Source organism: Nonomuraea composti (assembly GCF_012034275.1).
Classification (GTDB): Bacteria; Actinomycetota; Actinomycetes; order Streptosporangiales; family Streptosporangiaceae; genus Nonomuraea; species Nonomuraea composti.
On record NZ_JAATEP010000005.1, the window covers coordinates 159,276 to 175,988 of the forward strand.

Sequence of the window (16,713 nt, forward strand, 5' to 3'; positions counted from 1 at the left end):
CTACTCCTTCGATGCGTGCAGCACGAGCAGGACGTGCTCGTCGTCGCCGTGCCGCACCGTGCCCGCCCGCTCGAACCCGTGCCTCTCCAGCAGCCGCACCGACGCCGTGTTCCCGTGGAAGGGGTCGGCGTACAGGGGCCGGTGCCGCTCCTTGGCGAGGAAGAGCCCGAGCGCGCGGGTGCCGATGCCGCGCCCCCAGAACGCCCGGCCCAGCCAGTAGCCGATGAAGCGCCGATCACCCTCCCACCACGCCACCAGGTTGCCCGCCAGCTCGTCTCCCACGACGACGGCCTGCACGAGCGCGGCCGGGTCGCCGAGGACGTTCGTCTTCCAGTGACGCAGGAACGCCTCCCGCTCCCGGGGCCGGAACCGGGAGCGCCGCACGGCCTCCGGATCGTGCTCCTGCTCCAGGAACACCTCCAGGTCGGCCTCCGTCACGTCCCTGATCAGCACGATGTCGTCCATGCCGGCCGAGTCTGCCAGCCGCCACCGACAGTTCAGCGAGCCCGTCGCAACCGCAGGAAGTCGTTGACGACGTACTCGCCGAGCCGTTCGGCGCTCGGGGAGAAGACCCGGCCGCCGTTCCTGCGGGCCACCTCGTCCACGAACTCCTTGAGCCGGTCGTCGGCCGCCAGCATGAACACGTTGATCGTGGCCCGCCGCCGGGTCATCTTGTCGACCTCGGCCAGCGTCAGCTCCAGCGTCTCGTGCGACGGCGGCCACTCGAACGCCGACCGGCCGTTGCGCATGAGGTGCGCCGTGGGCTCGCCGTCGGTGACGACGAGCACGACCGGCTCGAAGTCGGGGTGGCGGTCGAGGTGGCGGCCGGCGATGAGCAGGGCGTGGTGCAGGTTCGTGCCCTGGACCATGTCCCAGTCGAGGCCGGCCAGCTCGTCGGGCTGCAGCACCCTGGCGTAGTTGGAGAAGCCGATGATCTGTACGGCGTCCTGCGGGAACTTGGAGGCGACCAGCGCCTGCAGCGCCAGCGCGGTCTGCTTGGCGGCGGCCCAGGTGCCGCGCAGGGCCATCGAGTACGACAGGTCCACCAGCAGGCAGACGGCCGCGGCGCTGCGCCGCTCGGTCTCGGCCACCTCGAAGTCGTCCACCGACAGCCGCACGCCGACCCGGTCTCCGAGCGTGACGCCGCCGCTGCGCACGCCGTTGACCAGCGTGCGGACGACGTCGAGCGGCTGCTCGTCGCCGAACCGCCACGGCCGCGACGAGCCGGTCAGCTCGCCGGCCGAGCCCGCGTCGTGCTGGTCGTGGTCGCCGCGGCGGCCCGCGTCGAGCGAGGAGAAGACGCGGCGCAGCGCGGTCTCGCCCAGGCGGCGCACGGCCTTCGGGGTGAGCTCCAGCTTGCCGCGGCGGCGCAGCAGGTAGCCCTGCTCCTCCAGCTCGCGTTCGATGCGCTTGAGCGCCTCCAGGTCGTCCACCGCGGAGCGGCCGAGCGCGCGGCGTACGGCGGCCTCGTCGATGTCGTCGAGCCGCGCGCCCGGGTAGTCCTGGCGCAGGGCGGTCTCGAGCTGGGTGAGGTCGGCCAGTTCCTCCAGCGCGGTGACGGCGTCGCCCATGCCCAGGGGCTCGTCGCCGGTGAGGCGCTCGGGGGCGTTCCAGGCCAGGTCGGGGCGGCGGGCGTAGAGGGCCTCGCCGAGCCGGCGCATCTGGTCGGACAGGCCCGCCTGGTCAAGGGTCTGGTTGATGAGGTTGCTCAGCTCCTCGCGCTGGCGCGGCGTCATCGAGGCGAGCATGCGCTGCGTGGCGGCGGCGCGGCGGGCGAGGATGTCGACGAGCTCGTCGAGGTTGCGGGGCTTCTCGGGGAACAGGTCTCCATATTTCGCCATGAAGGAGTCGAAGTCGGCCTGGGTGTGCTCGCCCCTGGAGTCCTTGTCCAGCATGTCGTTCAGGTCCGACATCATCTGCCGGACCCGCTCCATCGCCTCCGGGTCAGGGTTGGCCAGCGCGTCGCGCAGGCCCCTGAACTGGCTGTCCAGCACCTCCCTGCGCAGCAGGTCGCGCAGCTCCTCGAACGTCTGCCTGGCCGCGTTCGAGCGCCACTCGTACGTGCTCAGCTCCTGGATGGCGCTGGCCGTGTCCTCGGGCAGCGCGTCGAGCCCCGCCTCCCGCAGCCGCGCGTCGTCCGACGGGTCGGGGAACAGCTCGGCCCGCTCCTGCCCGATCGCCTTGTCCAGCAGGGCCCTGGCGCGCTCCAGCGTGCCGTCGAGCCGCCCGCGCTCGCGCAGGTCGCGGCGGCGCCTGCGGACCTCCCTGAGCATGTCGTCGAGCCCGCGCCGCTCCTGCGCGCCCGGCAGGCCGCGCTTGAGCAGGTCACGCAGGGCGTGCACGGGCGTCGAGCCCGACAGGATGGCGTCGCCCATCTCGTCGAGCGCCGCTCGTACGTCGTAGGGAGGGGCCAGGGGGTCGGGGCCGTCGTGGTACTCGCCATAGCGAAAGGCCATCACGAAACCACGCTAACCCGAGAAGCGGCTCTTTGTGTGGGTTCAGGCGTCGCCGTAGACCTCCCACACCTCGTTCAGCGCGTCGACGCCCGGCGTGTAGTCCACCTTCACCAGCACCGGGTGCGCGGCGCCCTTGAGCGCCTTGGTGAGGTCCGTCCACGTGCACATCTTCTTGCCCAGGCCGTTCCTGTCCGCGTTCACCGGCTTGCCGGCCAGCCAGGCGTCACCGCACCTCGCCGTGGTGCGGTAGAAGGCCGTCGTGTACGCGTACCCCAGCTTGATCTGCTTGCCGCCGGTCGTGAGCAGGACGGACGTGTCGCCGGCCCGCTTGATCGTGCCGGTCGCCGTGCGGGGGCTGCCCCAGCTCGTCACCAGGATCTCGTTCACCTTCGTCGCCTTGCCGCCCGCGTGCTCGACCCGCACCGGCACCGGGCCGCTGCCCAGCTCGTCCGCCAGGTGCGCGGGCGTGCACTTCGTGCGCCCCAGGCCCTTGGCGTCCACGGCGACGCGGCCCTCGGTCTCCTTCAGGTCGCACGCGGTCGTGACGCGTCCGTACGCGGCCCTGGTGTAGTCGAGCCGCAGCTCCTTCGCCTTCGGCAGGGCCTTGAACGCGAACGTCCGCCGCGTCGCCCGGGAGGCCGACTTCGGCACGATGCGCAGGTGCCCCTTGCCGTCGGCCCAGGCGAAGCCGTACACGGCCGAGGCCGCCTCGGCGGGCACGCTCAGGGAAGCCGCGCCCAGGGGGACGACGCTCAGGGGAAGGGTGGCAGCGGCGGTGGCAAAGGCGACGAGCAGGCGCATGAACGGTCTCCCCCGAACAAAGTGATCAGACATCCACTATGACGCGAGAGACCGCCGACCCGTTCACGTCCGGTAAACCGTGACTCCGTCAAGGTCTTCCTTGGACAGCCGCCGCATGAGGTAAAGCCCTTCGAGAGCGAACTCCAGGGCCGCCGCCGCGTGCCCCGGCGACTCCTCGCCCGTGCCCATGCCCAGCCGCGCCATCACCTTGGCCAGCCCCGCCACCGGCCCGATGCGGTGCAGCAGCTCGGCCGCCGGCACCAGCTCGCCCGACTCGACCTGGGTGCCCTCGGCGAACTTGTCGGTCAGCGCCGACAGGTCCATGCCGCCCAGCCGGCTCCTGAACGTCTCGGCCGTCGCCCGGCGCAGCAGGTGGGCCAGGATCTCGGTCTCCCTGCCCTCCTCGCTGACCTCGAACTCCACCTTGCCCCGCAGGCTGTGCACCACGCACGCCAGGTCCACCACGCGGGTGACCGCCTGCTCCTCGCCGGCGATCGCCGCCCGGCGCACGGCCGAGGCGGCCGCGGTCTCGGCCGCCGCGATCGCGAAGCGGGCCGACACGCCGGAACGGGAGTCGACCGCCGTCGACTCGCGGACCAGCCGGGTGAACCGGGCGATCACCTCGACCAGGTGCTCGGGGACGTCGGCCCCGATGTCCGGCACGGACTCCTGGCGGATGAGGGCCAGCTCGTGCTCGACCGTCAACGGGTAGTGGGTGCGGATCTCGGCGCCGAAACGGTCCTTCAGGGGCGTGATGATCCGGCCGCGGTTGGTGTAGTCCTCGGGGTTGGCGCTGGCGATGAGCAGGATGTCGAGAGGCAGCCGCAGGTTGTAGCCGCGTACCTGGATGTCGCGCTCCTCCAGCACGTTGAGCAGCGACACCTGGATGCGCTCGGCCAGGTCGGGCAGCTCGTTGACGGAGAAGACACCCCGGTTGGTGCGCGGCACCAGGCCGTAGTGGACCGTTTCCGGGTCGCCCAGCGTGCGCCCCTCGGCGATCTTGATGGGGTCGACGTCGCCGATCAGGTCACCCACCGACGTGTCGGGCGTGGCCAGCTTCTCGCCGTACCGCTCGTCCCGGTGCTTCCACGCGACGGGCAACTCGTCGCCCAGCTCGCGCGCCAGCTTCCGGCAGCGCGTGCAGACCGGCTCATACGGATGGTCGTTGATCTCGCAGCCCTCGACCACCGGCGTCCATTCGTCGAGCAGGCCCGTGACCGTGCGGATGAGCCGGGTTTTGCCCTGACCCCGCTCACCGAGGAGGACCAGATCGTGCCCGGCGAGCAGGGCCCGCTCCAGATGCGGCAGGACGGTGTCGTCGAAGCCCACGATGCCGGGGAAGCGCGGCTCGCCCGCGCGCAGCCTGGCCAGCAGGTTTTCCCGGATCTCGGCCTTGACGGTGCGATGAACGTGGCCGCTCTCTCGCAACTCGCGGAGAATACGTGGCTGATGCACGGGATCGAGACTACGTCCCCTGCGAGGAATGTGGCAGAGACTTTCGCATCTGGCGGAGATTTCGGATCTTGACTATTGCGTGACGGTTCGTGCGCGTGCTTGTCCCTTTAGTGGGGAGAATCGGGCCTAGGGAACTTGGACATGTCGAGGGAGGCGAGACCCGTGGCCTTGATGACCAGCCGCTTCGCCGACGGCCTCGCCGTGGGTTCCGACCTGGTGGAGGCCGCGGAGAACGCCGTCGGCCAGGCACTGTCGAGGCTCAGCGGCCAAGCCGACCTGGTCTGCTTCTTCATCTGCGGCGACGATCCCGACGACGTCGCCCGCGCCGGCCAGGCCGCGATGAAGCTCGCACCCGAGGCGCACGTGATCGGATGCAGCGCCACCGGCGTGATCGGTGACGGGCAAGGAGTGGAGCTGACGCCCGCCGTGAGCGCGTGGGCGGCCACCCTCGAAGGGGCGCGGCTGACCACGTTCGCCCTGGAGACGCTGACGGCCGAGGACCGGTTCGTGGTCGTCGGGCTGCCCGAGCGCGGCGGCGACGACCACGTCGCGATCCTGCTCGTCGACCCGTACAGCTTCCCCACGGACGCCTTCGTCGAGCGCTCCGTGGACGTGCTGGGCGACCTGCCGCTGATCGGCGGCCTCGCCAACGGGCTGCAAGGACGGGGCTCCGTACGGCTCTTCGCCGACGGCGAGATCTACACCGAAGGCGCCATCGGCGTGCTGCTCAGCGGCCCGATCAAGATCAGCACCGTGGTGAGCCAGGGCTGCCGGCCCATCGGCCCCAGCATGGTCGTCACCGCCTCCGAGGACAACCTCCTGCTGGAGCTGGCCGGCCAGCCCGCCCTGGCCCGCCTGGAGGACATCGTCAGCGAGCTCGACGAGGACGACCGCGAGCTCGTCGCCTCCGGGCTGCAGATCGGCCTCGCCATGGACGAGTACGCCGAACGCCACGAACGCGGCGACTTCCTCATCCGCGGCGTCATCGGCATCGACCCCGAGCGCGAGGCCGTCGCCATCGGCGACATCGTCGAGGTCGGCCGCACCGTCCGCTTCCAGGTCCGCGACGCCGCCACCGCCGACGAGGACCTGTACGACGTGCTCGACGCCCACCGCGAGGAGCTCGGCCGGGTCGAAGGGGCGCTGCTGTTCTCCTGCAACGGGCGGGGCTCGGCCATGTTCGGCACCGCCGACCACGACCCCGTCGCCCTCCGCGACACCCTCGGGCCCATCGGGGTGGCCGGCTTCTTCTCGGCCGGCGAGGTCGGCCCGGTGGCCGGGCACAACCACGTGCACGGCTTCACGGCCTCCGTCCTGGTGTTCTCCTCCAGCACGTCGGGCGGGTCGTGAGCGTATACGGCCGACGCACGTGATCCTGGCCGTCGACGTCGGGGGCACCAAGATGGCCGCCGGGCTGGTCGCCCACGACGGCACCGTGACCGCGACCAGGCGGGTCGCGACACCGCAGGGCGCCGACGCCGAGACCCTGTGGCGGACGCTCGCCGGCCTCATCGCCCCGCTCGCCCCCGGCGCCGAAGGGGTGGGGGTCGGCTGCGGCGGCCCGCTCACCTGGCCCGACGGCACCGTCTCGCCCCTGAACATCCCGGGCTGGCGCGGCTTCCCCCTGCGCGCCCGCCTGACCGCCCTGCTCCCCGGTTCACCGGTACGGCTGCACAACGACGCCGTCTGCCTGGCCGTGGCCGAGCACTGGCTGGGCGCCGGGCGGGACAGCACGGACATGCTCGGCATGGTCGTGTCCACGGGGGTGGGCGGCGGCCTCATCCTCGGCGGCCGCCTCCACCACGGCCGCACCGGCAACGCCGGCCACATCGGCCACGTGGTGGTCGAACCGGCGGGCGGCCCGCGGTGCGGCTGCGGCGGCCACGGCTGCCTGGAGGCCATCGCCCGAGGCCCGGCCCTGGTCACCTGGGCCTTGTCCCACGGCTGGACCCCCGGCACCGCCTCCGCCGCGTCCCCCACCGCAACGCTCCGCGACGGGACAGACCGCGAGACTGCCCGAGCTGGTGCGGTGCTGCTTGACTCGGCGGACGGTGGCGGCGGTGGGTCCGCGGTGGCGCTGCGCGGCTCGGCGGACGGTGACGGCATCGGGTCCGCTGCGGCGGCGGACGGGGCGTACGCGGAGGATCGGGCCGTGACGGCGCGGCAGCTCGCGGCGGACGCGCGGGCGGGGGACGCGGTCGCGGCGCGGGCGATGCGCCGTGCCGGCCGGGCGCTCGGGGTCGCCCTCGCCTCCGTGACGCACCTGTGCGACCTCGACGTCATCACCATCGGCGGCGGCCTGTCGCAGGCGGGCGCGCCGCTGTTCGGCCCGCTGGAGGAGGCGTTGCGGGAGCACGCCAGGATGGGGTTCGCCCGCCACGTGCGGGTCCTGCCCGCCGCGCTGGGCCAGGACGCCGGCCTGGTGGGCGCCGCCGCCCTGCTGCTGGCAGACGGCACCTACTGGCCGGCCCAGGGCACCTGACGCCCCGCCACCCCAGGACGTCTCGCCGCTCCAGCACCCCGCCACTCCAGGACGTCAGACGACCGGTCCAGCACGCCTGACCGCAAGACGCGGAGGCGGGCCCCGCGGCCCCCGTGCTGCTCGGGAGGGTGCCGCCGGGCCCAGGAGAGGGCGTCAGCCGGTCTTGCTGTCCAGGGTCGGCCCCTGGCTCGGCTGCTCCGTGCTCGTGTCGAACCCGGGCCCCTCGTCCTGCCCCTTCGTGGCCCCGTCCCCGGTGGGTGCGGGCAGCGGGACGGCCCGGCAGGGGGAGACGGCGCCCTTGACGACGCTCAGGTCCAGTGCCGTGGGCGCCTTGTCGTCGCCCTCCTTGCTCTTGGAGACGGTCAGGACCAGCGTGTGGCCGGCCCCGACCTGCCCGTCCTCGACCGTGAAGGTGAGCGTCTTGTCGCCCTTCCCAGCGCCGATGCGGGCCGCGAAGCGGCCGGCGGTGTCGCCGGCGGGCTCGCCGCGCGGCTTCTCGCAGGTCTGGCCGGGCGGGAGGTAGTCGACGACGGCGCGGATCCCCGCGTCGCCCAGCGCGACTTCGAGCCCTTCCGGGTCGGTGAACGTGTTGATCTCCACGCTGACCTTGCCGTCGGCGCCGCGGGTCACCGCGTACGCGGGCCCGCCGAGCAGGCCGCCGGCCAGGACTGCCGCGGTGGCGGCCGCCGCGACCCCCGCCACCGCGGCGGACAGCCCCGCGACCCGTCGCCGGGGGCGGCCCGGGGCCGGTGTCACCGTCGTCATCGTGTGCTCCGCCTTCCTCGTCGTGATCTCTTCCTTGAGTGCACTGAGAAGGCGCTCTTCGAAGTTGCTCATGCCTGTCCTTCCAGGTACACGGCCGAGGGCGACGCGAAGCGTTCGAGGGCGCGCCGGGCCCTGTGCAGGCGGACTCGCGCGGTGACCTGCCTGATGCCGAGCGCCTTGGCGGCCTCGGCGACGGTGAGCTGGTCGATGGCGACGAGCTCCAGCACCGCGCGCTCGCCCTCCGGCAGGCCGTCCATGGCCTTCAGGGCGTTGCGCATCTGCCGCTCGGCGTCGATCCGCTCCTCCATCCTGGCGAGGTCGTCGTCGTCCATCAGGCGCCGCCCGGCCAGGCGGCCGGTGGCGCGTGCCTCGCGCGCGGCCTGGCGGTGCCGGGCCGACACGACGTTGCGTGCGATGCCGTACAGCCAGGCTGTCTCGTTGCCCCGGCCGGGCACGTAGGTGTGCGCGGAGTCCAGGGCCGCCAGGAAGATGTCGGCCGTCAGGTCGGCGGCGAGGTGAGGATCACTCACTCGCCGGACCACGAAACGCAACACGGCATCGACGTGGCGGCGGTAGAAGGCCTCAAAGGCCGCAGGGTCCTCGTGGAGGCGCACTGGCCTCGCTCCCTTCGTCGTTCGCCCTTACACCTTTACTTGGACCGGGCGACGAGGAGCGTTTCCGCGCAGGTCAGGCGGGTTTGCGGGGCTGGAAGAGCCAGGCGTCGAAGAGCGCGTCGAGGTTTTTGCCGGACAGCCGCTCGGCGAGCGCGACGAACTGCTCGGTGGTCACGTGACCGTAGCGGTGGGCGGAGGTCCAGGCTTTGAGCAGGGTGAAGAAAGTGGGGTCGCCGATGGCTCTGCGCAGCGCGTGCAGGGTCATGCCGCCGCGGATGTAGACGGACTGGTTGAACAGGTCGTCGGGCTTGGCGCGGCCCGGGGGATACTTCCACATCGGGTCGGCGGCGGGGCGCTTGAGCAGTTCTTTGTACGTGGCCTCCGCCGTCTTGGTGCCCTTGTGCTCGGCCCAGAGCCATTCGGCGTAGGTGGCGAAGCCCTCGTTGAGCCAGAGGTCCTTCCAGCGCTTGATCGTCAGGCTGTTGCCGAACCACTGGTGCGCCAGCTCGTGCGCGATGATCGTCTCGTCGGGCTGGAAGCCGCCGTACAGGGGCTTGGTCTGGTTCTCCAGGGCGTAGCCGGCGGAGTAGTCGTCGACGATGCCGCCGGTGGAGGAGAACGGGTAGGGGCCGAACACGGTCGCCCAGTAGTCGGTGATCTGCCCGGAGAGCGTGTAGAGCGGGCCGAGCGAGCTCTTGAACCTGGGGTCGGTGGCGGCGAGGTTGGGGATGCCGGCGGCGGTGCTGCCCTGGCGCAGGTCGAACTTGCCGAGCGTGGCCGTGGCCAGGTAGGTCGCCATCGGGTGGCGCTCGCGCCAGCGGTAGGTGGTCTTGCCGCCGGAGGTGACGGGCTGCCCGACCATCTCGCCGTTGGCGAGGGCGGTCACCCCGGCGGGCACGGTGATCGTGAAGTCGAACGTGGCCTTGTCGGCGGGGTGGTCGTTGCTGGGGAACCAGGTCTTGGAGCCGTTGGGCTCGGAGGCCACGAACGCGCCGTCGGCGGTGGGGATGAAGCCGTAGGTGCCGAGGTTGGCGTTGTCGTTGGCCGGCTTGGGCAGCCCGCTGTAGACGACCTTGACCTTGAAGGAGGCGTCGTCGGGGATGGCCCGCGCGGGCCGGACGGTCAGCTCGTCGCCTTTCCTGGTGAACGCGGCGGGCGTGTCGTTGACGGCGACCTCGCGCACGTCGAGCCCGGCCAGGTCGAGGTTGAGGCTGGTCAGCTCGTGCTTGGCGGCGGCGCTGAGCGTGGTGACGCCGTCGAGCCGCTTGGTGGCGGGCGTGTAGTCGACGACGAGGTCGTAGTGGGTGACGTCGTAGCCGCCGTTGCCGTCGCGCGGGAAGTCGGGGTCGCCGATGCCGGGCGCGCCCGCGCGCCGGTCGGCGACGCTCTGCCCGGCGGCGGGCGGGGTGGGCTCGTCGGCGGGTGAGCAGGCCAGCACGCTGACGAGCGTGACGAGCATGGCCACCCCGCGTCTCTTGGAACGCATGAGAGTAACGAGCCCCCTTCAGTCCGTGACCTGAATATTACGCTGAGTCAGGCGTTCACGACGACCGTCCTGGCGGCCTTGTCGTGTACGGCCTGTTTGCGGGGGTCGAAGAGGATCCAGCCGAGGTCCACGAGGGAGCCGACGCAGCACAGCCAGCCGAGCGCGGTGAACACGGCCTGCCTGACCGCTGCCTGCCCCACGCCTATTCTCCCGCCGAACTCGGACACGACACGGAGACCGAACAGCTTCTTGCCCAGAGTCTGACCGTTCCAGAAGGCGTGCAGCAGCCAGAAGTAGAGGAAGGCGACGAGGCCGGCCACGAAGGTGTGCTCAACAGGGTAGGGCTGCGTGCCGTCCCTGCTCCCGTCCCAGACGGGGCTCCAGCTCGTCCAGGTGAACGGACCGACGGCGACGTTGACGATGAGCAGGTCGAGGACGCCGGCGAACAGCCGTCGCCAGCGCCCCGCCAGCCCCGGTGGCGGCAATCCCATGATGTCTGGATGACCCCCACCAAGTCGGGACAAACTAAAGGTTGCCCCTGCGTTCCTGCTCCCGCTCGATCGCCTCGAACAGCGCCTTGAAGTTGCCCTTGCCGAATCCGAGCGAGCCGTGCCGCTCGATGAGCTCGAAGAAGACCGTGGGCCGGTCCTGGACGGGCTGGGTGAAGATCTGCAGCAGGTAGCCGTCCTCGTCGCGGTCCACCAGGATGCCGCGCTTCTTCAGCTCCTCGATCGGGGCGCGCACCTGCCCGATGCGGGCGCGCAGCTCGGGGTCGTCGTAGTACGAGTCGGGCGTCTGCAGGAAGCTCACGCCGGCGGCCCGCATGTGGTCGACCGTGGTCAGGATGTCGTTGGTGGCCAGCGCGATGTGCTGCACGCCCGGGCCCCGGTAGAACTCGAGGTACTCGTCGATCTGCGACTTCTTGCGGCTGATGGCCGGCTCGTTGAGCGGGAACTTGACCTTGCGCGTGCCGTCGGCCACGACCTTCGACATGAGCGCGGAGTACTCGGTGGCGATGTCGTCGCCGATGAACTCCGCCATGTTCGTGAAGCCCATCACCTTGCGGTAGAACTCCACCCACTCGTCCATCTTGCCCAGCTCGACGTTGCCGACGCAGTGGTCGATCGCCTGGAACAGCCGGCCGTTCTTCGTCGCGGGCGGCGCGACGAGCGGCTCGGCGGGGACGTAGCCGGGCAGGTAGGGGCCGCCGTAGTTGGAGGTGTCGACCAGGGTGTGCCGGGTCTCGCCGTACGTGGCGACGGCCGCGAGCACCACCTTGCCGTGCTCGTCCTCCACGGTGTGCGGCTCGGCCAGGCCCTTCGCGCCGTGGGCGACGGCGTAGGCGTAGCCGGCCTCCACGTCGGGCACCTCGATGGCCAGGTCGATGACGCCGTCGCCGTGCTCGGCCACGTGCCGCGCCAGGTCCGTGCCGGGGCGCAGTGAAGCCCGCAGCTCGAAGGTGGCGCTGCCCGAGGTCAGCACGTACGCGGCCACGTCGGGGCTGCCGTTCTCCGGCCCCTTGTAGGCCACGAGCCGCATCCCGAAGGCGGTGGAGTAGTAGTGGGCGGCCTGCCGGGCGTTCCCGACAGCGAACACCACGGCGTGCATGCCGTTGACCGGAAAGACATCACTCATACCCCTAACTCTTGATTTGGCTGGACGAGTTGCGCAAGAGTTACTTGAATGAGTAGACAATCTGCCTAGTGTTCGGGCGAACAGTGCGGTAGTTCTGTACAGCATGACGACGATCGACGAACTCGACTCCCGGCTGATCGCCCTGCTGACCGCCGAGCCCCGGCTCGGCGTGCTGGAGTGCTCGCGGCGGCTCGGCGTGGCCCGCGGCACGGTCCAGGCCCGGCTCGACCGGCTCATGGAGCGGGGAGTGATCACCGGCTTCGGCCCCGACGTGTCGCCCGCCGCGCTCGGCTACCACGTCACCGCGTTCGTCAGCATGGAGATCAGGCAGGTGGCCGGGCACGATCCGGTGGCCGACCGGCTGGCCCGCATTCCCGAAGTGCTGGAGGTGCACACGATCACCGGCGACAGCGATCTTTTGTGCCGCGTGGTCGCCAGGACGAACGCCGATTTACAGCGCGTCATCGATCGAATCGTCGATGTGCAGGGAGTGTTGCGGACGAATTCGATCATTGCGCTCGACACGCCGGTTCCCTATCGGGTGCTGCCGTTGGTCGCCGATGTTCCGCGTCGGGAGGGGCGATAGACGTACTATCGACAGGGGACTAGGCACCGTTGTCGATCGTTTACCCTTACCATTCGCCCAGCTTGCGGGGGTTGGACGAGGCTTGACGAGGGGGTCGAGGGTGCGGAGTGGCGGTGGTAAAGGAATGCGGAAGCGGCGGCGGATTCTCCGGGTTCTCCTGGTTTCCATAGGCACGGGAATCGTCGTACTGGCGGGGCTTTTCGCCATTGCCTGGGCATTGACTCCCATTCCCGACACGACGCAGAAGCAGGCGACCGCGCAGGGCTCGGTGATCTATTACCGCGACGGTAAATCCGTGCTCGCCCGGCAGGGCGTCGACCGCAGGAAGGTCGAGCTCGCCAGGGTGCCCGAACACGTGCGCGACGCGGTCATCGCGGCGGAGAACCGCTCCTTCTACGAGGACGCCGGCGTCTCGCTCAAGGGCACCGGCCGGGCCGTCTGGTCCACCCTCACCGGGCAGCAGCTCCAGGGCGGCTCCACCATCACCCAGCAACTCGTCCGCAACTACTACAGCGGGCTCAGCCAGGAACGCTCCGTCACCCGCAAGTTCAAGGAGATCCTCATCGCGATGAAGGTCGACCAGTCCAAGTCGAAGGACTGGGTGCTGGAGCAGTACCTCAACACGATCTACTTCGGCCGCGGCGCCAACGGCATCCAGTCGGCCGCCCGCGCCTACTTCGGCAAGGACGTCGAGGAGCTGACCGTGTCCGAGGGCGCCTACCTCGCCGCGGTGATCCAGCAGCCGAGCCGCTTCGCCGACCCCAAGGGCACCGACCTGGTCGCCGCCAGGGAGCGCTGGCAGTCGGTGATCAACGCCATGGGCCAGACCGGCGCCCTGACGGCCGAGCAGGTGGCCGCGCAGCAGTTCCCCGAGCTGACCACGCCGAAGAAGCCGTTCGAGCTCAAGGGCCAGGCCCAGTACATGCTGGAGCAGGTCACCGCCGAGCTGAACCGGCGCGGCTACACCGACGAGGACATCAACAGCGGCGGCCTCAAGATCGTCACCACGTTCGACAAGAAGCTCATGACCGCCGCCCAGCGCGCGGTCGAGGACACCCTGCCGGACGACACGCCCAAGAAGGTGCGTACCGGCCTCGCGGCCGTCGACCCCGCCACCGGCGAGGTCGTCGCCTTCTACGGCGGCAAGCCGTCGCAGTCCCGGTACTACGACAGCGCCTTCTCGGCCAAGGTCATGGCCGGGTCCACGTTCAAGCCGTACACGCTGGCCGCCGCGCTCGACAACGGCTTCGAGCTGTCCGACCGCGTCGACGGCAACTCGCCGCTGCGCGTCGCCTCGGCCTCCCAGGCCATCCCCAACGACGGCGACCGCTCCTACGGCCAGATCAATCTCATCAGCGCCACCCAGAACTCCGTCAACACCGCCTTCGTGGACCTCGGCCAGAAGGTCGGCCTGGACAAGGTGGCCAAGGTCGCCGAGGCGGCCGGCATCCCCGCCGAGCAGCTCGACAAGCAGAAGGAGGCTGCCTCCTTCCCGCTCGGCGTCTCCTCCGTCAGCGCCGTCCAGAACGCCTCCGGCTTCTCCACCTTCGCCAACAAGGGCGTGCACGTGGAGGCGCACGTGGTCAAGTCCGTCACCGACGCGGAAGGCCGCAAGGAGGTCGTCAAGCCCGTCGAGACCAAGGTGGTGGGCGGGCAGGCCGCCGCCGACACGACGTACGCGATGCAGCAGGTCGTCAAGTACGGCACCGGCACCGCCGCCCGCCTCTACGACCGCCCGGTGGCCGGCAAGACCGGCACCACCGACGACTCCAGGTCCGTCTGGTTCAACGGCTTCACGCCGCAGCTCGCGGTCGCGGTGAACATGTTCCGCGACGACAACGCCACCGTCACCATCCCCGGCTACGGCACCCAGTTCGGCGGCCAGCTGCCCGCGCAGATCTGGCGCGAGTTCATGACCGTCGCGATGGAGGGCAAACCCGTCGAGGAGTTCCCCGAGCCGTCCGAGTACGGCTGGACCTCCCGCTACTCCGAGCCCGACCGCGACACCCAGCAGCCCGACCAGGGCTACAGCCCGCCGCCCAGCCAGGACGGCTGGGACGACCGGCCCGAGCCCGGCACGACCCCGCCGCCGTTCTCCGACGAGCCACCCGTGACCGAGACCCCGGACGACGGCGGGCGCGGGCCCGACGAGCAGCCGGAGCAGACCTCACCGCCCGACCCCGACCTGCCCGACCAGCCGTCGGTGCCGGAGGGCGGCGTGGACCAGGGCAGGGGCGGCCGCCAGGAACAACCGGGCGGCGGCCGCTGACCCGCCGTCTCAGCCCCTCAGCCCGCGGTCAGCTCAGCCCGCGGTCAGCTCAGCCCGCGGTCAGCTCAGCCCGCGGTCAGCTCAGCCCGCGGTCAGCTCCGCGCGCAGCTCCTCGACGGTCGTCACCGGCATCCGGCAGGTGAACCCCCTGCACACGTACGCGGCGGGCGCCTCGCCCACCAGCCCCCGCCCCTCCAACAGGGCGGGGAAGGCGGCCTCGCGCGGCACCAGCGCGTCACCCGTGCCCCGGTCGACGGTGTCGCCCCTGCCGAGCGCCACCACGAGCCCCGGCACGTCCGCGAGCAGCGCCTCCCGGTGCAGCGCCGCCGTACGCGGATCGTCGGCCGGCCCGACGACGGCCACCTCCACGGGCCCCGACAGCGCCGCCCGCGCCACGGCCAGCCCCCACCCGGCGAACCTCGCGTGCCCGGCCGCCAGCACCGACACGGTGCCGAGCGCCGCCTGGGCGGCCTCGCGGTGGCGGGTGGAGCCGGTCAGCGCGCCGTAGGAGAGCAGCGCGCCCGCGGCCGCGTACTGGCCGGAGGGGGTGGCGTTGTCGGTCGGGTCCTGAGGGCGCTGGAAGAGGCGCTCGGCGTCGTCGGCGGTGTCGTAGAAGCCGCCGTCGTCGTCGGAGAAGCGGGCGAGCACGGTGTCGAGCAGCGTGCCCGCCAGCCGCAGCCAGCGCGGCTCGCCCGTCACGCCGTACAGGGAGATCAGGCCCTCGGCCAGGTTCGCGTAGTCCTCCAGCACCCCGGCGTTCTTGCCGGGCCTGCCGTCTCTGGACGTGCGCAGCAGCCGGTCGCCGCGCACGTGCGTGGCGGCCATCAGCTCGGCGGCCGCCGTGGCCGCCGCCACCAGGTCGGGGCGCTCGAAGACGGCGCCGGTCTCGGCCAGGGCCGCGATGGCCAGGCCGTTCCAGGAGGCCACGACCTTGTCGTCACGCCCCGGGCGCACCCGCAGCTCCCTGGCGGCCAGCAGCCGGGCCCGCACGTCGGCGTAGCGCGCCTGGTCTTCGGGGTCGCGCAGGAGCTGCAGCACCGACGTGCCGTGCTCGAACGTGCCCGTGGGCGTCACCTCGAACAGGCCGGCCGCCCACCGCCCGTCGTCCTCGCCGAGCACCTCGCGCAGCTCGCCGGGCGTCCAGACGTAGAACTTGCCCTCCACGCCCTCGCTGTCGGCGTCGAGGGCCGAGGCGAAGCCGCCCTCAGGCGTGCGCAGCTCGCGCAGCAGCCAGTCGGCCGTCTCCAGCGCGATCCGCCGGGCCAGCTCGCCGCCGCCCGCCTTCCACCAGTGCGTGTAGACGCGCAGCAGCAGGGCGTTGTCGTAGAGCATCTTCTCGAAGTGCGGCACGACCCACCGCGCGTCGACGCTGTACCGGGCGAACCCGCCGCCGAGCTGGTCGTACATGCCGCCACGCGCCATGGCGTCGAGCGTCTTGCCGCTCATCTCGCGCTCGCCCGAACGCAGCAGGAACTCCAGCACCATCGAAGGCGGGAACTTCGGCGCCCCGCCGAACCCGCCGCTCGCCGCGTCGAACGACTCCCGCAGGTTGTGCACGGCCTGCCGCAGCGTCTCCTCGCCCGGCAGCGGCCCGCTGGGCAGCGTGGTGTGCGTGTTGAGCGCCTCCACCACCTTCGCCCCCTGCTTGAGCACCGACTCCCTGTCGCCCGTCCACACGTTGTGGACCTCGGTGAGCAGGCGCTGGAAGTGGGGGCGCGGGAAGTACGTGCCGCAGTAGAACGGGTGCCCGTCGGGCGTCGCGAACACCGTCATGGGCCAGCCGCCCTGATGCGTCATGGCCTGCGTGGCGCCCATGTAGACGGCGTCGACGTCGGGCCGCTCCTCGCGGTCGACCTTGATGTTGACGAAGTGCTCGTTCATCAGCCGCGCCGTCTCGGCGTCCTCGAAGCTCTCGTGCGCCATGACGTGGCACCAGTGGCACGCCGAGTAGCCGACGCTGATGAGCAGCGGCACGTCACGCCGCCTGGCCTCCGCGAACGCCTCCTCACCCCACGGATGCCAGTCGACGGGGTTGTCGGCGTGCTGCAGCAGGTAAGGGCTCGTCGCGTCTTTCAAGCGGTTCATCAGGGACCTCCACCGCCCACCCTAGCCGGGCGGGCGGCGATGACTTGGCAGGCCGGTACGGCGTAGGTTACGCACGTGG

At 71.3% G+C, this 16,713-nt stretch carries 14 protein-coding genes; 4 read left to right on the plus strand and 10 right to left on the minus strand.

What is annotated here, in order from left to right:
* The 4 genes from HCN51_RS09735 to HCN51_RS09750 form a co-directional block, all read right to left on the minus strand.
* On the minus strand, nucleotides 1-465 hold the full coding sequence (locus HCN51_RS09735; protein ID WP_168008891.1) for a GNAT family N-acetyltransferase: 465 nt from the start codon (nucleotides 463-465) through the stop codon (nucleotides 1-3).
* 32 nt (nucleotides 466-497) lie between these two features.
* Complete coding sequence (locus HCN51_RS09740) at nucleotides 498-2,456, minus strand: vWA domain-containing protein (protein WP_168008893.1); 1,959 nt, start codon at nucleotides 2,454-2,456, stop codon at nucleotides 498-500.
* Between the two features lie 42 nt (nucleotides 2,457-2,498).
* On the minus strand, nucleotides 2,499-3,257 hold the full coding sequence (locus HCN51_RS09745; protein WP_168008895.1) for a hypothetical protein: 759 nt from the start codon (nucleotides 3,255-3,257) through the stop codon (nucleotides 2,499-2,501).
* A gap of 63 nt (nucleotides 3,258-3,320) precedes the next feature.
* A complete protein-coding gene (locus HCN51_RS09750; protein ID WP_206066782.1) occupies nucleotides 3,321-4,685 on the minus strand; it encodes a sigma 54-interacting transcriptional regulator in 1,365 nt (454 codons plus the stop codon).
* Between the two features lie 198 nt (nucleotides 4,686-4,883).
* Between HCN51_RS09750 and HCN51_RS09755 the strand changes: the two genes are divergently transcribed.
* Both HCN51_RS09755 and HCN51_RS09760 read left to right on the plus strand, forming a co-directional pair.
* Entirely contained in the window at nucleotides 4,884-6,062 is a 1,179-nt protein-coding gene (locus HCN51_RS09755; RefSeq protein ID WP_168009122.1) for an FIST signal transduction protein, read from the plus strand.
* A gap of 19 nt (nucleotides 6,063-6,081) precedes the next feature.
* Nucleotides 6,082-7,194, plus strand: a complete 1,113-nt coding sequence (locus HCN51_RS09760; RefSeq protein WP_168008899.1) for an ROK family protein — start codon at nucleotides 6,082-6,084, stop codon at nucleotides 7,192-7,194.
* 153 nt (nucleotides 7,195-7,347) lie between these two features.
* Here HCN51_RS09760 and HCN51_RS09765 read toward each other — a convergent pair whose 3' ends face one another.
* The 5 genes from HCN51_RS09765 to hppD form a co-directional block, all read right to left on the minus strand.
* Nucleotides 7,348-8,031, minus strand: a complete 684-nt coding sequence (locus tag HCN51_RS09765; protein WP_168008901.1) for a hypothetical protein — start codon at nucleotides 8,029-8,031, stop codon at nucleotides 7,348-7,350.
* Nucleotides 8,028-8,573, minus strand: coding sequence for a sigma-70 family RNA polymerase sigma factor (locus HCN51_RS09770; RefSeq protein ID WP_168008903.1), 546 nt, complete (start codon nucleotides 8,571-8,573; stop codon nucleotides 8,028-8,030). The genes HCN51_RS09765 and HCN51_RS09770 overlap by 4 nt, the downstream gene beginning before the upstream one ends.
* A 73-nt stretch (nucleotides 8,574-8,646) precedes the next feature.
* Nucleotides 8,647-10,059 carry a M1 family metallopeptidase gene (locus HCN51_RS09775; RefSeq protein WP_240972642.1) on the minus strand — a complete coding sequence of 471 codons (1,413 nt, stop codon included), beginning with the start codon at nucleotides 10,057-10,059 and terminating at the stop codon, nucleotides 8,647-8,649.
* 47 nt (nucleotides 10,060-10,106) lie between these two features.
* On the minus strand, nucleotides 10,107-10,550 hold the full coding sequence (locus HCN51_RS09780) for an RDD family protein (RefSeq protein WP_168008905.1): 444 nt from the start codon (nucleotides 10,548-10,550) through the stop codon (nucleotides 10,107-10,109).
* A 34-nt stretch (nucleotides 10,551-10,584) separates the two neighbouring features.
* Nucleotides 10,585-11,694 carry a 4-hydroxyphenylpyruvate dioxygenase gene (gene hppD / locus HCN51_RS09785; RefSeq protein ID WP_168008907.1) on the minus strand — a complete coding sequence of 370 codons (1,110 nt, stop codon included), beginning with the start codon at nucleotides 11,692-11,694 and terminating at the stop codon, nucleotides 10,585-10,587.
* Nucleotides 11,695-11,797: 103 nt separating this feature from the next.
* Between hppD and HCN51_RS09790 the strand changes: the two genes are divergently transcribed.
* Complete coding sequence (locus tag HCN51_RS09790) at nucleotides 11,798-12,280, plus strand: Lrp/AsnC family transcriptional regulator (protein WP_080045125.1); 483 nt, start codon at nucleotides 11,798-11,800, stop codon at nucleotides 12,278-12,280.
* 217 nt (nucleotides 12,281-12,497) lie between these two features.
* Nucleotides 12,498-14,549 (plus strand): transglycosylase domain-containing protein, encoded by a 2,052-nt coding sequence (locus tag HCN51_RS09795; protein WP_240972643.1) that lies wholly within the window; start codon nucleotides 12,498-12,500, stop codon nucleotides 14,547-14,549.
* Nucleotides 14,550-14,630: 81 nt separating this feature from the next.
* Here HCN51_RS09795 and HCN51_RS09800 read toward each other — a convergent pair whose 3' ends face one another.
* Nucleotides 14,631-16,634 carry a thioredoxin domain-containing protein gene (locus HCN51_RS09800; RefSeq protein WP_206066784.1) on the minus strand — a complete coding sequence of 668 codons (2,004 nt, stop codon included), beginning with the start codon at nucleotides 16,632-16,634 and terminating at the stop codon, nucleotides 14,631-14,633.
* Between the last annotated feature and the right edge of the window lie 79 nt (nucleotides 16,635-16,713).